The 17,554-nt window shown below is 42.9% G+C and carries 20 protein-coding genes; 15 read left to right on the top strand and 5 right to left on the bottom strand.

Annotated elements, in window-relative coordinates; translation table 11 throughout:
* From NSS81_RS11195 to nuoN, 9 genes are all read left to right on the top strand, one after another.
* A complete protein-coding gene (locus tag NSS81_RS11195) occupies nucleotides 1-1,188 on the top strand; it encodes an NADH-quinone oxidoreductase subunit C (RefSeq protein ID WP_342433577.1) in 1,188 nt (395 codons plus the stop codon).
* A gap of 3 nt (nucleotides 1,189-1,191) precedes the next feature.
* Nucleotides 1,192-2,292: an NADH-quinone oxidoreductase subunit D gene (locus NSS81_RS11190; protein WP_342433576.1), complete on the top strand. Its 1,101-nt coding sequence runs from the start codon at nucleotides 1,192-1,194 to the stop codon at nucleotides 2,290-2,292.
* Entirely contained in the window at nucleotides 2,292-3,296 is a 1,005-nt protein-coding gene (gene nuoH, locus NSS81_RS11185) for an NADH-quinone oxidoreductase subunit NuoH (protein WP_342433575.1), read from the top strand. Before NSS81_RS11190 ends, nuoH begins: the two co-directional genes overlap by 1 nt.
* 49 nt (nucleotides 3,297-3,345) lie before the next feature.
* On the top strand, nucleotides 3,346-3,765 hold the full coding sequence (gene nuoI / locus NSS81_RS11180; protein WP_342433574.1) for an NADH-quinone oxidoreductase subunit NuoI: 420 nt from the start codon (nucleotides 3,346-3,348) through the stop codon (nucleotides 3,763-3,765).
* Nucleotides 3,762-4,280 (top strand): NADH-quinone oxidoreductase subunit J, encoded by a 519-nt coding sequence (locus tag NSS81_RS11175; protein ID WP_342433573.1) that lies wholly within the window; start codon nucleotides 3,762-3,764, stop codon nucleotides 4,278-4,280. Before nuoI ends, NSS81_RS11175 begins: the two co-directional genes overlap by 4 nt.
* Nucleotides 4,277-4,591 carry an NADH-quinone oxidoreductase subunit NuoK gene (gene nuoK, locus NSS81_RS11170; RefSeq protein WP_342433572.1) on the top strand — a complete coding sequence of 105 codons (315 nt, stop codon included), beginning with the start codon at nucleotides 4,277-4,279 and terminating at the stop codon, nucleotides 4,589-4,591. Before NSS81_RS11175 ends, nuoK begins: the two co-directional genes overlap by 4 nt.
* 160 nt (nucleotides 4,592-4,751) lie before the next feature.
* Nucleotides 4,752-6,620, top strand: a complete 1,869-nt coding sequence (gene nuoL, locus NSS81_RS11165; protein ID WP_342433571.1) for an NADH-quinone oxidoreductase subunit L — start codon at nucleotides 4,752-4,754, stop codon at nucleotides 6,618-6,620.
* Nucleotides 6,617-8,125, top strand: coding sequence for an NADH-quinone oxidoreductase subunit M (locus NSS81_RS11160; RefSeq protein ID WP_342433570.1), 1,509 nt, complete (start codon nucleotides 6,617-6,619; stop codon nucleotides 8,123-8,125). The genes nuoL and NSS81_RS11160 overlap by 4 nt, the downstream gene beginning before the upstream one ends.
* A gap of 6 nt (nucleotides 8,126-8,131) precedes the next feature.
* Nucleotides 8,132-9,649 carry an NADH-quinone oxidoreductase subunit NuoN gene (nuoN, locus tag NSS81_RS11155; protein WP_342433569.1) on the top strand — a complete coding sequence of 506 codons (1,518 nt, stop codon included), beginning with the start codon at nucleotides 8,132-8,134 and terminating at the stop codon, nucleotides 9,647-9,649.
* 166 nt (nucleotides 9,650-9,815) lie between these two features.
* On the opposite strand, the gene NSS81_RS11150 is transcribed toward nuoN, so the two are convergent.
* Genes NSS81_RS11150 through NSS81_RS11140 form a run of 3 tightly spaced genes read right to left on the bottom strand, consistent with a single transcriptional unit; the run spans nucleotide 9,816 to nucleotide 10,978 of the window.
* Nucleotides 9,816-10,373 (bottom strand): general stress protein, encoded by a 558-nt coding sequence (locus NSS81_RS11150; protein WP_342433568.1) that lies wholly within the window; start codon nucleotides 10,371-10,373, stop codon nucleotides 9,816-9,818.
* Between the two features lie 42 nt (nucleotides 10,374-10,415).
* Nucleotides 10,416-10,631 (bottom strand): CsbD family protein, encoded by a 216-nt coding sequence (locus NSS81_RS11145; RefSeq protein ID WP_342433567.1) that lies wholly within the window; start codon nucleotides 10,629-10,631, stop codon nucleotides 10,416-10,418.
* Nucleotides 10,632-10,690: 59 nt separating this feature from the next.
* The gene (locus NSS81_RS11140) at nucleotides 10,691-10,978 is read right to left on the bottom strand and encodes a hypothetical protein (protein WP_342433566.1); all 288 of its coding nucleotides are present in this window, start codon (nucleotides 10,976-10,978) and stop codon (nucleotides 10,691-10,693) included.
* A gap of 464 nt (nucleotides 10,979-11,442) precedes the next feature.
* Between NSS81_RS11140 and NSS81_RS11135 the strand changes: the two genes are divergently transcribed.
* A complete protein-coding gene (locus NSS81_RS11135) occupies nucleotides 11,443-12,945 on the top strand; it encodes a mechanosensitive ion channel (protein ID WP_342433565.1) in 1,503 nt (500 codons plus the stop codon).
* Nucleotides 12,946-13,185: 240 nt separating this feature from the next.
* On the opposite strand, the gene NSS81_RS11130 is transcribed toward NSS81_RS11135, so the two are convergent.
* Nucleotides 13,186-13,455 carry a hypothetical protein gene (locus NSS81_RS11130; protein WP_342433564.1) on the bottom strand — a complete coding sequence of 90 codons (270 nt, stop codon included), beginning with the start codon at nucleotides 13,453-13,455 and terminating at the stop codon, nucleotides 13,186-13,188.
* A 332-nt stretch (nucleotides 13,456-13,787) separates the two neighbouring features.
* On the opposite strand from NSS81_RS11130, the gene NSS81_RS11125 reads away from it, so the two are divergent.
* The gene (locus NSS81_RS11125) at nucleotides 13,788-14,171 is read left to right on the top strand and encodes a hypothetical protein (RefSeq protein ID WP_342433563.1); all 384 of its coding nucleotides are present in this window, start codon (nucleotides 13,788-13,790) and stop codon (nucleotides 14,169-14,171) included.
* Nucleotides 14,172-14,399: 228 nt separating this feature from the next.
* Here the strand turns inward: NSS81_RS11125 and NSS81_RS11120 are convergent, their stop codons facing one another.
* A complete protein-coding gene (locus tag NSS81_RS11120; RefSeq protein WP_342433562.1) occupies nucleotides 14,400-14,555 on the bottom strand; it encodes a hypothetical protein in 156 nt (51 codons plus the stop codon).
* A 214-nt stretch (nucleotides 14,556-14,769) separates the two neighbouring features.
* Here NSS81_RS11120 and NSS81_RS11115 point away from each other — a divergent pair, with 214 nt between their 5' ends.
* The 4 genes from NSS81_RS11115 to NSS81_RS11100 all read left to right on the top strand — a co-directional run bounded on the left by NSS81_RS11115 (nucleotide 14,770) and on the right by NSS81_RS11100 (nucleotide 17,550).
* Complete coding sequence (locus NSS81_RS11115; RefSeq protein ID WP_342433561.1) at nucleotides 14,770-15,093, top strand: anti-sigma factor antagonist; 324 nt, start codon at nucleotides 14,770-14,772, stop codon at nucleotides 15,091-15,093.
* Nucleotides 15,090-15,572 carry an anti-sigma B factor RsbW gene (gene rsbW, locus NSS81_RS11110; protein WP_342433560.1) on the top strand — a complete coding sequence of 161 codons (483 nt, stop codon included), beginning with the start codon at nucleotides 15,090-15,092 and terminating at the stop codon, nucleotides 15,570-15,572. Before NSS81_RS11115 ends, rsbW begins: the two co-directional genes overlap by 4 nt.
* On the top strand, nucleotides 15,538-16,329 hold the full coding sequence (gene sigB, locus NSS81_RS11105) for an RNA polymerase sigma factor SigB (RefSeq protein WP_342433559.1): 792 nt from the start codon (nucleotides 15,538-15,540) through the stop codon (nucleotides 16,327-16,329). Before rsbW ends, sigB begins: the two co-directional genes overlap by 35 nt.
* 69 nt (nucleotides 16,330-16,398) lie before the next feature.
* Entirely contained in the window at nucleotides 16,399-17,550 is a 1,152-nt protein-coding gene (locus NSS81_RS11100; protein WP_342433558.1) for a fused response regulator/phosphatase, read from the top strand.
* Nucleotides 17,551-17,554 lie beyond the last annotated feature (4 nt).

Genomic DNA, 17,554 nt, shown 5'->3' with positions numbered 1-17,554 from the left:
ATGAGCGGGGAAAAGGATCTCGAACAATTAAAGAAGGAAGCGGTAGCAAAGGCGAAAGCAGCGGCGGCAGCCAAGCGTAAAGCCATGGCCGAGGGAGCGTCAACTCCGGTTAGTGATGGTGGAGATTTAGCGAAGCAGAAAGCCGAGGCGGCTGCGAAGGCAAGAGCAGCAGCTTTTGCAAAAGATAAGCAGGCTGATGCTCCAGTTAAGGAACCAGCCGATGATTTAGCAAAGAAAAAGGCAGCAGCCGTAGCAAAAGCGAAAGCAGCAGCAGCGGCAAAACGTAAAGCAATGGGCATGGAGCCAGCCCAGGAAACTGAACCGGTTGCGCCAGTTACAGAAACTGAGTCTGGTGCGGGTGATGACGTTGATGATTTAGCAAAGAAAAAGGCAGCAGCCGTAGCAAAAGCGAAAGCGGCAGCAGCAGCGAAACGTAAAGCAATGGGCGATGAGCCGGTCGAAGAAACTTCAGCGGGTGATGACGTTGATGATTTAGCGAAGAAAAAGGCAGCAGCCGTAGCGAAAGCAAAAGCAGCGGCAGCGGCGAAAATGAAGGCAAAAGCAGTCGGCAGCGAGGCGCCAGTAGGTGATGATGAAAAGGCGAAGGCGATTGCAGCAGCGAAGGCAAAAGCCAAAGCGGCAGCGGCAGCCAAAGCGAAAGCAGCAGGTGGCACGGCAGCACCTGTTGATGAAACGCCATCAGCGCCATCCGTGAACCAGCCTTTCTTAGATAAGTACAGAAAAGTCATCGAGGACCACTTGGGTTCTGATGTTTTAGAAGATTCTTATATTAATAAACTATCCAAAGATGTTCCGACAATTGTGGCAAAACGTGATACATATTTTAAGGTTGCTCAATTTTTAAAATACAATGAGCTCCTAGGATTTGACTATTTGTCAGAGCTGCACGGGACTGATTTTCAGACGCATATGGAAGTTTATGTTCACTTATTCTCATATAAAAATCGCCAATCGGTTGCCCTAAAGGTGAAGATTGACCGCGATGAACCAATTATTGAGAGTTTGGAGCCGCTTTGGGCTGGGGCCAACTGGCCTGAATGTGAAGCATATGACTTACTAGGGATTAAGTTTACTGGACATCCAAACTTGCACCGGATATTACTTGGAGAAGATTGGGTTGGCTATCCACTTAGAAAAGACTATGAGCCGTATGATGTGGAGGTGTAGCTCATGATACGAACAGAAGAAATGATGCTAAACGTCGGACCTCAGCATCCTAGTACGCACGGAGTTTTCCGACTTGTTGTAAAAATTGATGGTGAAATCATCACCGATGCAAAGCCAGTCATCGGTTACTTGCACCGCGGTACGGAGAAAATTGCTGAAAACCTGCAATATACTCAGATTATTCCTTATACAGACCGGATGGACTATTTGTCAGCGATGACCAACAACTATGTCCTTTGTCATGCTGTCGAAACGATGATGGGCATCGAAGTGCCGGAACGTGCTGATTTCCTACGCGTGATTGCCATGGAACTGGGACGAGTGGCCAGCCACCTTGTAGCCTGGGGAACTTACGTGCTAGACCTTGGTGCAACCAGCCCGTTCATCTATGCCTTCCGTGATCGTGAAATGATTATTAATATGTTAAATGAATTATCAGGTGCGCGCTTAACCTTCAACTATATGCGTGTTGGAGGAGTGAAGTGGGATGCACCAGAAGGCTGGATTGAAAAAGTAGGACAATTTGTTCCTTACATGCGCGAACAAATGGTAGGCTACCACCAGCTCGTCTCTGGAAATGAAATTTTCCTTAACCGGGTAAAAGGTGTCGGCAAGTATACTAAGGAAGAGGCGATTCAATATTCGCTCAGCGGCCCAAACCTTCGCTGTACAGGCGTCAAATGGGATCTGCGTAAAGATGAGCCCTATTCTGTATACGACCGCTTTGAATTCAATGTCCCTACCAAAGATACCGGCGATGCACTGGCACGCTACCATCTGCGTTTGGAAGAAATCGAAGAATCTCTTAAAATCCTTGAACAAGCAGTGGCACAATTCCCACAAGAAGGACCAATCCTTGCTAAAGTTCCGAAAATCATTAAGGCACCAAAAGGAGAGGCTTTTGTTAGAATCGAGTCACCGCGTGGAGAAATTGGCTGTTATATTTCGAGCGATGGCAAAAAAGAACCGTATCGCTTAAAGTTTAGAAGGCCTTCCTTCTATAACCTACAAATTCTCCCGAAACTATTAATAGGTGAAAATATCGCAAACATGATTGCTATTTTAGGGGCAATTGATATTGTCCTTGGGGAGGTGGACGGCTAATGGTAGAGGAACTGCTCCACTCGAGTCCAGGCTGGGCTAACTTTGGAATTTTCTTTTTACTAAGTGCTGTCTTGCTTTTAGTTGTACTTGGCTTCGTTACCTATGCAATATTAGCAGAACGGAAGGTAATGGGTTACATCCAGCTCCGCCATGGTCCAAACCAGGTAGGGGGAAAATGGGGTCTATTACAAACCGTTGCCGATGTTCTAAAGCTTCTATTAAAGGAGGATATTATTCCTAAGGCAGCAGACAGACCATTATTCATTCTTGCGCCTATGATTGCCTTTGCACCATCATTCATGGTGCTGGCAGCGATTCCGTTTACTGACAAGTTCCAATTTGCTGATATCAATATTGGCTTGCTCTATTATATTGCCATCTCAGGTCTCACCGTCTTTGGAATGCTCCTTGGCGGCTGGGCATCAAATAACAAGTACGCTCTTCTTGGAGGCATGCGTGCCGCGGCACAGATGATTTCATATGAAATCCCGCTGGTTTTGTCTGTTTTAGGGGTCATCCTATTAACAGGAAGTCTAAATTTAAATGATATCGTTGAGCAACAGGAAAATGTTTGGTTTATCGTCCTACAGCCGATTGCCTTTGTTGTCTTTTTCATCGCATCGACTGCCGAATTAAACCGGACACCGTTTGACCTTCCAGAATCAGAAAATGAACTAGTTGCTGGCTACCACGTTGAGTATACCGGATTCCGCTGGGCCTTCTTCATGCTTGCTGAGTATGTATACCTATTTGCAATGGCAGCACTGATTACAGTCGTTTTCCTAGGTGGATGGTTACCGCCACTGGACATTCTTGGATTTATCCCGGGTGCCGTGTGGTTTGCACTTAAATTTAGCGTTGTCGTCTTTGTCTACCTATGGATGCGCAGTACCTTCCCGCGTTTCCGCGTCGACAAACTCATGGAATTTGGTTGGAAAGTTCTGCTACCAGTAGCACTAGCAAACATCTTCCTAACCGCTATCGTCAAAACGATATTTTTCTAAAAAGTTGTGTTTAAGCTAGAATTTTTATAATGTAAAAGGGGTGAAAAACGTGCTTGGATTAGCAAAAGGCTTGAAATATACCCTAAAAAACCTAACAAAAGAAAAAGTCACTTATAAATATCCAGATGAGCCGCTTCCGTTGCCAGATCGGTTCCGCGGGATTCAGAAATTTTACCCGGAAAAGTGTATTGTCTGTAATCAATGCTCGGCAATATGTCCGACCGATTGTATTCAATTAACCGGGAAAAAGCATCCCGATCCAGCAAAAAAGGGGAAAATTATTGATACGTACGACATCAATTTTGAGATTTGTATCCTTTGTGACCTGTGTACGGAGGTTTGCCCAACGGAAGCGATTATCATGACAAATAACTTTGAGCTCGCGGAATATAGCCGTGACATGTTATTTAAGAACCTTGAGTACTTGGATGAAAATGATGAAAATAAACGGCAGGTGAATAAGCCATGACAATTACCGGCGAATTTTTCGCTTTTATGGGCCTTGCACTCGTGGCGATTATCGGCGGCGTGCTGCTATTAAATCTCACCAAAGTCGTGCATATGGTGGTTGCCCTAATCTTCACATTCATTAGTATCGCCGGAGTTTTCGTGCTGCTGTCTGCCGAGTTTGTAGCAGGCGTGCAGGTGTTAATCTATGGTGGTTCGATTACGATTATTATGTTATTTGGAATCATGTTAACGAGGCACGATGACGCGGACGAACCTAGTACAGGTAAGTGGAGAAAGATTCTCGTGTTCTTAGGAATCGTTGGGTTTGCCATGGCGCTTTACATTGGTATTTACGACTTCAACATCCCACAAGTGGCGACTGACCTGCATGTGGACAATACCATGAAAATCGGTGAAGCCTTGTTCTCTAAATGGGTAATCCCTTTTGAATTGACGTCTGTGTTATTGCTAGTATCACTGGTTGGAGCGATTGTTCTTGCCAAAAAAGACAATAAGGGGGCGGATAAGGAATGAGTTCAGTTCCAGCTTCAGCCTTTCTGGCACTCGCACTAATTTTATTTTGCATCGGATTATATGGTGCGCTGACCAAAAGAAACACCGTCATCGTCTTAATCTCGATTGAATTAATGCTAAACGCAGTCAATATTAATCTTGTTACCTTTAGCAAATACGGAATGGCACCATCGATTACCGGGCAAATCTTTGCGCTGTTCACAATCAGCGTCGCTGCAGCCGAAGCCGCAGTAGGCCTGGCAATCCTAATGGCCCTTTACCGTACAAAGAAAACCGTCAACATCGACGAAATGAACACAATGAAAAACTAATTTTTTTTAAAACCTTTGGTGACTTTAGCACCACAAAACACACGGTCCACCCAGGACGGACACATTTTATGAAAAATTGCGAGTGTCCGCCCCAGATGGACAAATAGTGGATTTGTCCACGAGTGGTGTCTTTAGCACCTAGAAAAAGGGGATAGTGATAATGATGGAGAATGCATGGATCATACCGCTATTTCCGCTGTTGTCGTTTTTGATTCTTCTTTTGTTTGGCAAGCGATTGAAGGAAGCGAGTGCTTATGTGGGGATTCTCCTCACGCTGGCTTCTCTCATTTTTTCGTTGTTGGTGTTGTTTGAGCGGTTTTCTAAACCTTCATTTAAGACGTCAACAGATTGGCTTACGATTGGAGATATTCAATTAACAGCGGGATTTGAAGTAAATCAATTGAATGCATTGATGCTAGTGATTGTCTCGCTTGTCAGCTTTCTTGTACATACCTATTCGAAGGGTTATATGCATGGCGACAAGCGTATACCAGTATTCTATGCCTATTTAGGATTATTTACGTTTGCGATGCTGGGCCTTGTGATTTCGCCAAACCTCCTGCAAACCTATATTTTCTGGGAGCTTGTCGGAGCCGGTTCCTTCTTGTTAATTGGTTTCTACTTTAACAAAAATGAAGCGAAGGCTGCTGCGAAAAAGGCGTTCATCATGACCCGTATCGGTGATGTTGGCTTATTTATCGGCATGATTTTATTATTTTGGGAAACAAAGAGCTTTGAATACAGTGAGATCTTCCAAGCCATTGAGGCTGGAGCCATCTCACCAGGGATGATTACCTTAACAGCGATCTTAATCTTTATTGGTGCGGTGGGTAAATCAGGTCAGTTCCCGCTACATACATGGCTTCCGGATGCGATGGAAGGTCCGACACCAGTGTCGGCATTAATCCACGCAGCGACAATGGTTGCCGCCGGGGTCTACCTTGTTGCATCCATGTTCCCGCTATTCGCAGCAAGCGATACCGCACTGTTAACCATAGCCATCATTGGTGCGTTTACAGCCATCTTTGCAGCGAGTATCGGCCTTGTGCAAACAGATATTAAACGAGTATTAGCGTACTCAACGGTCTCACAGCTTGGCTACATGATGCTGGCTCTAGGTTCAGCAGGATATGTTGCCGGTGTGTTCCACTTAATGACACACGCCTTCTTCAAAGCGCTGCTATTCTTAGCTGCCGGTAGTGTTATTCATGCGGTCCATACACAGAATATCGAAGAAATGGGCGGACTTTGGAAAAAATTAACCTTTACCGGTCCATTATTCTTAATCGGAACGCTTGCTATCAGTGGCGTCCCGTTGTTCTCAGGATTTTTTAGTAAGGATGAAATTTTAGTTGCAGCCTGGGAAGGCGGGCATCCGTTTCTTTTCTTGCTTGCATTAATTGCAGCCTTTATGACAGCTTTTTATATGTTCCGCTTGTTCTTCATGGTGTTTACCGGGGAATCCCGCACACCGATGAAAAATGTTCACGAGTCACCAACAAACATGACGTTCCCGATGATTGTCCTTGGCGTTTTAGCGGTCATCTCAGGTTATGTGAACACGCCATGGTTCGGTTCTTTCCTTGGCGATTGGCTCGTTGATGGAAATGAAGCGTTAGGACATGGTCATATTGAAGGACCAATTTGGATTATGATTGCAGCAACGGCGGTTTCTTTACTGGGCATCTTCCTTGCTTACCTAATCTATTACAAGCGTTCGCTTGCAAGAAACTGGCTTTCTGGCACAGGCGACACGCTCCATACCATTCTTTACAACAAATACTATGTAGATGAGTTCTACCAGTTTACAGTCGTTGCTGTGACGAAGGGCATCAGTTATTTCTTGCGCTTCATCGATGTATTCCTTGTCGGAGGAATCGTTAAAGCAGTGGCAGGAATTGTTCAGGCACTTGGAGCAACGGGCTCCCAGCTCCAAAACGGACAGACTCAGACTTACGGTGCGGTTGCCTTTATCGGCTTGGCATTACTCACTCTCATCTTTGCGTTAACAGGGGGGTACTTACAATGAATCTATCTTTCGTTCTTTCCGTCCTAGTATTCTCCCCGTTGCTAGGGATTGTGGTCTTAGCTTTCATGCCTGCAAATAAGGAAAAATTGCTTAAAATTGTTGGCGTCCTAGCGACGCTGCCTGCGTTACTTGTGGCGCTCGGCACCTATTTTCATTACCAATGGGGCAAGGACCTAAACGACTTTGACGTTTCCGTCCCGTGGATTCAATTCCGCGGTATGAACGGTGCTGGTGATGGCATTTTTTCGGTTAACTATGAACTGGGACTCAGCGGTTTTTCGATGCTATTGGTTGTTCTTACAGCAATCGTGGCAACCTTAGCAGCTCTAGCTTCTATTTATATTAAAAAAGAATGGAAAGGCTACTTCATGCTTTTCCTGCTGCTAGAAATAGGAATGCTCGGTGTATTTACAGCTGAGAACTTAATTCTGTTCTTCGTCTTTTTTGAAATTACCTTAATTCCGACCTTCTTCTTAATCGGAAAATGGGGCTATTTTGAAAAAGAAAAGGCAGCTTACAGCTTCTTGATTTTTAACGGTCTCGGCTCGGCGGTTCTATTAATCGTGATTATGATTCTATTTTCGAAAACAGGAACAACCAATATTGACTTCCTGCAAAGGATCATAAATGATCCGAGCTTCCCAATGTCTGGGGAATTAAAGCTTGGTTTACTGATTGCTCTGATCGTCGCTTTTGGAGTCAAGTTACCAATTTTCCCGTTACACAGCTGGATGCTGAAGGTTCACGTACAGGCACCGCCATCCATCGTGATGATTCACTCTGGTATTCTATTGAAGATTGGTGCGTACGGTTTAATTCGCTTTGGACTCGGTATTTTTCCGGAACAGTTTGAAACACTGTCAGTAGTGCTGGCCATCCTAGGAGTGATTAATCTCCTCTACGGAGCCTTCCTAGCGTTCATTCAAACAGATTTTAAAATGGTTTTGGCTTACTCATCGATTTCTCACATGGGAATCGTGTTAATCGGCTTAGCGGCAATGAATGAAGCAGGGATTCAAGGAGCGATTTTCCAAGTGGTTTCCCACGGGTTGATTTCAGCTTTATTATTCTTCCTTGTTGGTGCTTTCTATGAGCGCACCGATACCTCGCTGCTGGAAAACCTTGGCGGAATGGCGAAGGGGATGCCGATTGCTTCAGGCTTCTTGCTAGCTGGCGCTTTGGCGTCACTTGGTTTGCCGGGAATGAGCGGATTCGTGAGTGAATTTATGGCGTTCTTCGGTTTATTCAAAGAAATGCCGTGGATTGCGGCGGTCGGTACGATCGGTATTATCATGACAGCTGCGTACTTGCTACGTGCAGTTCTTGGGATTACGTACGGAAAATCACATCGTGACTTTGATGGAGTTACCGATGTGAAGGGCATCGAATGGGTACCAGTCGTTGTCCTAACGGGTTTGATTGTGTTAATCGGAGTGTATCCAAGCGTTCTTAGCGCACCGCTTCAAGCCTCACTTGAAACGATTATGCTCGGAATAGGAGGGTGATGAAGGATGAGTCTTGAGGAATTGCAATCATTTAGTTGGAGCATCATGACACCAGAGTTCATCATCGTTGGTGTTGCAGCGCTTCTTACACTGCTGGATTTATTTATGCCGAAAAATAAAGACCGTCGCATCCTTGGCTGGATCGCGTTCGCGGCGGTTATTGCTGCCATGGTTTCGCTTGCTGGCCTCGTGGATATGCAAGCAACATCGATTTTAGCGGATACTTTCCGCCTGGATTCGTTTGCCAAAGCCTTTAAGCTGTTATTGCTTGGCGGCTCCGCTATGGTTCTGCTTTTAGCGATTGGCTATGATGCAAAAGAGGGCATGGAAGAATACCGCGGCGAATTTTTCTATCTATTTTTAACTGGGCTGCTCGGTGCAATGGTTATGACATCAAGCGGCGACTTAATTACCTTATTTATCGGTTTGGAATTGTTATCAATTTCTTCCTATATCTTAGCGGGTATTCGCAAACACAATTTACAATCAAATGAAGCGGCAATGAAATATGTCATTAACGGCAGTATTGCAACCGCAATTACCTTGTTCGGAATGAGTTATGTGTACGGCTTAGCAGGCTCAACCAATTTATTAGAGATTGCCGTCAGGCTCCAAAGCTTGGCCGATCCGCAGCAGGCCTACCTGTTGGGATTAGCGTTCCTAATGATTTTCGTTGGCTTATCATTTAAATTGGCGGCGGCTCCGTTCCATATGTGGGCACCAGACGTTTACCAGGGCGCACCGACACCGGTTACAGCCTTTCTAAGTGTTGTCTCTAAAACGGCTGGTTTTGTGATCGTCATCCGGATACTGTTATCCGTCTTTGGCTTCGCGGCTTCAAATGGTCCAGGCTCAGAGCCAATTTTGTATAATATGCGCGACTATATTGCCTTCATCGCAGGCGTAACGATGATTATCGGAAACGTCATTGCCTTGAAGCAAACGAATATAAAACGGATGTTTGCCTACTCAAGTATTGCGCATGCCGGCTATATTCTTGTCGCGTTTGCAACAATGAGTTCAAACTTGTTTTACGCAATTTGGTTTTATTTACTTGCCTACTTGTTCATGAACCTAGGCGCACTTGCTGTCATCCAGTTAGTTGAGGCAAAAACCGGGGGAACGCGAATCGCTGATTATGCGGGCTTGTATCGCCGTTCACCGTTGCTCGCAGTGGCGATGGCCATTCTGTTAGTCGCTCTGGCCGGCTTCCCGGGAACAGCAGGCTTCATCGGTAAATTAAACATCTTTATCGGAGCCTTCATCGGTCCAGAACCGTATTATGTGCTGGCATCGGTGATGATTGCGACTACCGTTGTGTCTTACTTCTATTATTTTGGAATCATGACACAAATGTTCTTCCGTCCAGCCGTTGATGAGAGTAAATTCACTAAAATCCCTGTGGGGATCCTAGTGGTAATCATTGTGGCTGTAGCGGGATCCATCCTGTTTGGAATCGCTCCAAACATCGCGGTTGAATTCGTCAACAATCATTTTAACCAGTTCTTAGACTTCATCCAATAATCGGAAGCTTTGGGGGAAGCAACCGGTATTTTGGTCAAACAAAGGGGAAGCATATAAGACGAAAGAAGAGGCATAAGGGTGCCTCTTCTTTTTCTCTTGTTGGACATTTATCTGCATAAAAAAAGCTGCAGCAACGGTTCACGTTGCTGCGGCCTTTTTTTTATACTTAATACTTATTAGTTAGGGTAGAATTTCTATCGATAAAGGCATCACTCTGCTTTATCTCTTGTATATTTGTGCCACTCTCGTGCGAAATGAGTTCTGGTTCTAAGTTATCCCTATCATTTGAGCTTTCCTTCGTTAGGACTAAGATTTTTCCTTCCTTAACAGAGTTGCCATAGTAATCTGCTTCGTCCTCTGGTATTCCAAGTCCAATCAAGGCTCCACCTAATCCACCTATACCAGCACCCGCTAAAGCTCCTATTAAACTTGTAGCAATTGGACCTGCAGCGATGATTGGTCCAGCTCCTGGGATAGCCAGAGCTCCCACTCCTACTAATAAACCTGTTACCCCGCCAATTGTTCCTCCTGTTAGCGCACCGGTAGCAGTTTCTTCAGCAACTACTCCGGTTTCGTCTGAAACATGATTTACATTTTTGAGATCTTTACCAACGACACAGATCTCTTGTTTATCGTATCCTTGGCTTAATAAACCTTCAATAGCTGCAATCGCTTCTTGTTCTGATTCGTAAATACCAACAACCCTCTTTACCGGCTTGTCCATTATTAATTCCTCCTCCTATTATTACTAAAAATATTTTTTGTTTTAAAGAATGTTAAACGAATAGGTATCTCTTCGGTTTTCAAATGCTACCCTAGAGAATATATCTTTTACTTGCCCAATCTTTTCCTGTAATTTCCCTTTTGCTTTATCCACTTTTCCTTCGTTTTCTATTGAACGATCCTCTGTTAATTTACCCCATTGCTCTTTTGCCTCACCTTTGACCTGATCTACCTTCCCTTTTACTTTATCTTTGTTCATTTTGTTCGTCCTCCTCGTCATTTTTTTCACCTTTTTATATCCCTAAAATCGAAGGCATATTACTGTTTATCTTTCACTTCTCCATCATTCGTACCATTATCTTGGTCTATGCCATCACCAATACCGGCATCTTCTGCTTTTTTTTCTATATCTTTCTCTGTTTCTGTTAATGCGTCTTCGACATTATTTATCGCATCTTCGGCTTTCTTTTGGGTATCATTATCTATCGCATCTTTTTGTTTTCCGTCACTTACACCATTATCTTGGTCTACGCCATCCCCACATCCCGCTAAACCGCCAAATGTTAGTGAAATAGCCAATCCACCGACTAATAAACTTTTCCTCATTCTTTACACCTCCGGTAAGCTTCGTACGCTAGAAGTTTTTAACATGATCCTAAATTGTTTTTAAATATAGGATTCTTACAAAAAAGTGAGTTGATATAGGAATCTGTGGATAATTTAGCTAATAAATCTTTTAAAGCTTCGATTAAACTCATGCCTCTTTAACTCCCTTCCTCTCGTTTTGTCCTACATTGTTTATATTCCCAATGAAAATAATTCGAAACATCTTTTTACTTTTGGATTAGAGGAAAGCCCCAGCCAAACCTTCTCAAACACTCATTAAAATCATGTTATTTCTATAGAAGAGCACTTCGAAAAAATTGGTCTTTTTGTTTTTTAAAAAATTGTCTAGGAAAGTGAAACAGTTTTCTGTGAAAATAGTTTTTAATTTTTCGAGGTTTGAAACTATGTTGACAGGGTATTACATTTAGCAAGTCTAATAAAATAGAGAATAGGAGAGATGATACATGAGTGTAGAAAATATGATGACGGGTTGGTACATATACACTGATCGAATTCCCCACGTGTTGTTGGCACTACTTGTTCTATTAATCGGCTGGCTGGCGGCAAAGGGGATTGGAAGAGCTGTAGAAGCTGCACTTGAGAGAACCGCATTCGATGATAAACTTTTTTCGAGTTTTAAAAATAGAAAGTATTCGACTGAATCAATCATAGGAAAAATCGTCTATTATACGTTACTTGTTGTCGTGTGGATTATCTTTTTTAATATGCTGAACTTAGGCCTGATTGCTGAACCTCTTGTAAAAATGGTTTCAACGATGACAGCAGCAATCCCTCATCTATTAAAAGCTGCACTGACTCTTTTATTCGCCTGGGCAATTGCTTTCTTGCTGCGTTATCTCTTTATAAAAGGGGCAGGGATAATCCGTTTAGGAGAAAAGCTTGTTAAATGGAAAATGGCAAATAACGCCCTAGAAGCTGCCAATCGAGTAAATGGTATCGGAATGGCAATTTTCTATTTTGTTCTCCTGTTATTTATTCCAGCTATCCTAGAGGCGCTTGAATTAGAAGGAATCTCAGAGCCATTTTCAAATGCATTGACGATGATATTAGCTTTTATACCTAAGTTATTTGCAGCAGCATTGATTGTGTTCATTGGCTGGCTGATTGCAAAAATTGTCCGTGATATTTTAACGAACTTTCTAAAAGGCGTCGGTTTGGATAAGCTTGGTTCTCGGTTTGGATTTTTTAAAAATGACGAAAAGGAGACTAGTCTTTCAACAATAATTGGCAATATCGTATTTATCTTAATTTTAATTCCTGTCATCATAACGGCATTGGAGAAATTAGAACTAAAGGGAATATCTGAACCGGCCGTTGCGATGCTTCAAGAGGTTCTATCGATGATTCCAAATATGATTGTTGCGATCATCCTAGTAGTAACAGGTATTTGGCTTGGAAAATGGGTGGCGAAATTGGTTACACAAATGCTATGGCGCTTGCGATTCGATCAAGTCTTTCATCAGATGGGGATTGGTGCATTAACACCAGACCCGCCGAAGTATACTCTGTCACAAATGGTGGGAATACTGGCCAAAATTATTGTTGTTCTCTTGTTTACCGTAGAAGCCTTACAAATTGTTCAGTTAGACTTCTTAGTTACATTGGCAACCGGGGTGATTGCCTATCTGCCAATGTTGTTAACAGCAATCATCATTCTCGGTATTGGATTATACGTAGGACAGTTTATGGAACGAATTCTCCAAACCATCGTACAACACAACTATTCTAGAATGCTTGCAAGAATAACAAAATATACAATCTTTACCATCACTGTGTTTATGGCATTAGATCAATTAGGTGTTGCACATTCGATTGTTAATGCTGCTTTCATCCTTGTATTAGGCGGATTGGCGTTGGCTTTTGGTCTGGCGTTCGGTCTCGGCGGAACAGAGTTTGCTAGAAAATATCTAGGAAAGCTGGACAATAAGTTGGAAAGTGGAAAATAAGCCTTTAACAATCCGAAATCCACCGGTGATTTCAAGAAAGAATGCAGCTGCAGTGAAAAAGATCGGATAAAAAGTATCAAGCCAGGCCAAAGCCTGGCTTTTTAGTGTTTAGCAGGATATATACTAAAAAAAATTCATTCGCTCCTACCACCTTAGAAAAGCGACCGCTTTTCTTCGTGCAATGTAGCACTTGGAGCTGGACAGTAAAAAGTTGGGGTACGAGTACCCCAACCGCTGCTCCTATTGGATTTTCTCATTGTAAAATTGAACAGAATATTGTGCTCCCTCACTCACCATCTCATTATCGGCAAAATCTTCTGGATGCGGATTGCCGCCCTTTTCGATCGGAAGCTGCTCAGATGTCGCGTATACATTTGGCTTTACCTTGTGTTTCCAGTCCTTTAACACACTTTCGGCTTTAATGCGGTTTGGTTTATTCGATAGCCATACCGCTGCCGTTGCTCCAATTCCTACCGCTACTAACGAGCTCATACTGAAGACTCTATTCATGGTTATAACCTCCTTAAGATTTGTTCTCTAAATACCCGTTTTATGTTTCAATTAAACATTTTTCTATGTTTATCTCACTCTTTTTAACGGAATCAAATGGTAGAAAGGGAGCGGTGTAGCTTGGAGAGGAAATCAACAGCCAGGTTTAACAGAACCTTTAAATATAAGGTTTGAACCCCTTGGAATGGTGGTATAACACTATCAAGGTTAGAAACTAGCTAGCCTGATAATCAGATAAATTAGAAGGATGGTGGTTGAAGTATGTGGTTGCATGTTCGGTAAAACCAGTAGGAATGAAAAACAGCAATCTTAAAAAAAGGGAGGAAACAATAATGGCTAAAAATTATGTTGATAACAAGGATATTGAAGTATTTGGACGTACAGGTGAAAATGAATTAACGGAAAGAGATAAAAAAGGACGAACTGGATATAATGATGGCGAAAATCCTTCTAGGAATGATAAGGAGCAGCAATTACCCGGCGACGAGATTGTGGAAGATTTAAGAGAGCTATCGCGTCAGCAGGGGAAAAAGGATGGGAACCATTCCTATTTAAATGGTGAAAATGTCCAACAAGATACGGACTTGCCAAGATATGGAGATTCGATTTCCGGGACTGTGGATAAAGAATTCCGAAAAGAGGAAGTGGAGTCGCCTTCCGAACGGCAGAATGGAAGAGTTTATCAAGTTAACGGGCCGAGACGGAACAGCAACTGATTATTTATCTACCATACACTCTCTTTAATATAATCAAAGTTCTTACTGTTTAAGGCGTGAATTCACACAAGAATTCACGCCTTAATTTTTATCCGAAATTTAAAAATTTTTTCGATGAAGAACAACACTCTTGGGGAGCGAGTAAGATTAGTCCTTCCTATTGTCTTGGGGTGCAAGCCTCTTTCAAAAAATAAAAAAACTGCCTCGAAATTTTCGAGGCAGCTGCTGTTACTGCTTAGGATCCGGGATCTTCTTTTCTTCTTTTAACTCTTTATTGGTTTTTGCCTCCTCCATTTCCTTGCCGAGCTTCTTCATTTCATCAAAGTTCTGGGCCATTGAGCCATTGTTCGAAACGGGGAACTTATTTTTCAGCTTATCATCCATTGCATCTCACTCCTTAATAAGATACTTTTATATACCCTAATCGAACAAAACGAAACAATTATTAGAAAAAGCCTACTATTTAGCTAGTTATTTATGACTATTTGTAACTCTTCCTTATTTTGGTATAATCCAAGAAAAATATTTTTTAAAAAATAGGTTTAGTTTTTACTATAAAGGGTATGTAAACAATAAATATTTCAGAGGTGATGATGGAATGAAAGTAAACATCGAAAAACAACAGAATGATAAGGATATATATGTGACGGTTGTAGGAGAAATCGATGCATACACAGCACCAAAGCTACGTGAGGAGCTATTACCTCTCGCGGAGGGCAATAATAAAGTGATTACGATTAACTTGAAAGAAGTTTCCTACATGGACAGTACCGGACTTGGAGTGTTTGTAGGATTGTTCAAGCAGCTGAACAAAAATGAGGGAGAACTGAGGCTAGTAGAGTTATCGGATCGATTAATGCGACTTTTTGAACTGACAGGATTGAGTAAAATTATGAATATTACAAAGGATGGGGGACAATGAAACACGTGATGGATTATGTTGAAATGAAGATTCCAGCGAAACCGGAATATGTTGGTGTAATCAGGTTAACGATTTCAGGAATTGCCAGCAGAATGGGTTATACATATGAGGAAATCGAGGATATTAAAATTGCTGTCAGTGAAGCGTGCACAAACGCTGTACAGCATGCCTATCCCGACGGAGAAGGCGGGGAAGTAATTGTCGGCTTCGGCATTTACGAGGACAAGATAGAAACGATGGTAGCTGATAGCGGCAAGAGTTTTAATTTTTTACAGACTAAAAATGAACTTGGCCCTTATACAGAATCAAGTACAGTCGATCAACTGACAGAGGGAGGGTTAGGTCTATATCTAATCGAAACGCTCATGGATGAAGTCCGTGTGTCGAATCGTTCCGGAGTAACGGTCTTCATGGTGAAGTATCTAGGCGGGGAGCGTGAAAGTCATGACAATTCCACCTCAGACCGTGAAACGAACTAAGGAAGAAATATATAGATTAATCCGAGAGTTCCAGGAGAATGAGAGCGAAGAAGCCCAAACCATCTTAGTCGAGCATTACACCAATCTTATTGGGAGTATTGCGAGAAAATATTCAAAAGGTAGAAATTTGCATGAAGATATCATGCAGGTAGGGATGATTGGATTATTATCGACAATCAGACGATACGATCCCAGTACTGGGACTCCATTTGAAGGCTATTTAATCCCGATGGTGATTGGTGAAATTAAGCGTTTTTTAAGGGATAAAACGTGGGATGTTCATGTGCCGAGACGGGTAAAAGATATGTGGCCGAAAGTGAATAAAGCGGTGGACGAGCTGACCAACAGAAATCAACGCTCACCAAAGATCCACGAGATCGCCGAGTATTTAGGAATCTTTGAAGAGGAAGTACTGGAAACAATGGAATTAGGAAAAGGTTATCAAACAGCCTCTGTGGACAAGTCGATTGAAACCGGTTCTGACGGCAGTGCCATTACAGCCCTAGATGTAATCGGATTGGAAGATAGTGGCTATGAAAAAGTTGACCGGCGGCTGCTGCTTGAGAGCGCCCTCCATGTGTTGAACGAAAGGGAGAAGCAAATTATTCAGTCGACGTTTATCGAAAACAAAAGTCAAAGCGAAGTGGGAGAGTTATTGGGAATTTCGCAAATGCATGTATCACGGATGCAAAAAAAGGCGATAGAAAAAATGCGCAAGGTACTTAACCGTAGTATCTATCAAGACAGTTCAACCTAAAGCAATGCCTGACTCGAGAAAAGGAAATACATGGGTCAGGCTCATCTTTTTGCAAAGGAGGCGAAGCCAATGCCAATGAATATTGCCATAGTAGATGATAATAAAACAAACCTAATGATTGTAGAGAAAATCCTAAGGAAAGCAGGCTATCGACATCTGGTTAAGCTGTCTTCTGCAGCGGAGTTATATCAGTTTTTGCAACTTGATGAACCTAATCCTGGCGAAGTACCGGTCCACTTAATCTTAATGGATCTAATGATGCCCGATATTGATGGGATTGAAGCCTGCCGGCACGTTTTGGCAAATGAACGGTTTTCCGACCTGCCGATTATTTTTGTCACGGCGATGGGAGATTCCAACAAAATGGCAGAGGCGATGGATGCAGGAGCCCTTGATTATGTGATGAAACCGATTAATAAAGTGGAGCTTCTTGCCCGGATTCGTTCGGTTCTAAGGTTAAAGCTTGAAAAGGACTTGCGGAAGGAACGGGACAGGCGAATTCAATATGAACTCGACCTGGCCAGGCAGGTGCAGAGAAGCATGCTCAGTGGTCCGCTTCAGGAAAAGGATATCAAAATTTCAGCTGTGTATAGGCCAACATTCGAGCTTGCCGGCGATTTCTATGCCTGGTATCAGATTAGTCCCAGCCAATATGGGGTGATCCTGCTCGATATGATGGGGCACGGTATTTCCTCTTCCCTCGTAGGGATGTACATATATTCTGCGTTAAAGGATACCATTACGGGAATCGTTGATCCGGAAATGGTCATGAAGGAACTAAACAGGCGAATGCTTCAGCTGTATACGCCAGATAGTTTATTAAACTACTATTTCACGGCGATTTACTTTGTCCTCGACACGGACAAGCAAACGATTGAATATGTCAATGCTGGTCATCCTGCAGGGATTGCCATTGTTGATCAGGAAGTGAAGCTTCTAACAGAAGGTACATGCGCACTTGGATTCTTTGAAGAGATTGAAGTCACCAAAGGGGTAATTCCTTATCGGGAAAATGCCCGCATTATGTTGTTTACGGATGGGTTATCAGAATGGCTGGAGGAGAAATATGAGGATGCCACCGATAAACTGGTCCGTACCTTACAGTCCAAGGACATGACAGATCCTGCGGTCCTACTCCATCAGTTGCAGCCTGGCTGGGAGCTCGTAAATCCTCCAAAAGATGATATGTGTCTCGTCTTGATTTCAACACATGCTTCATGATAAA

This window comes from Neobacillus sp. FSL H8-0543, from assembly GCF_038592905.1.
GTDB lineage: Bacteria > Bacillota > Bacilli > Bacillales > Cytobacillaceae > Neobacillus.
This window is presented reverse-complemented; position numbering and strand designations above follow the sequence as displayed.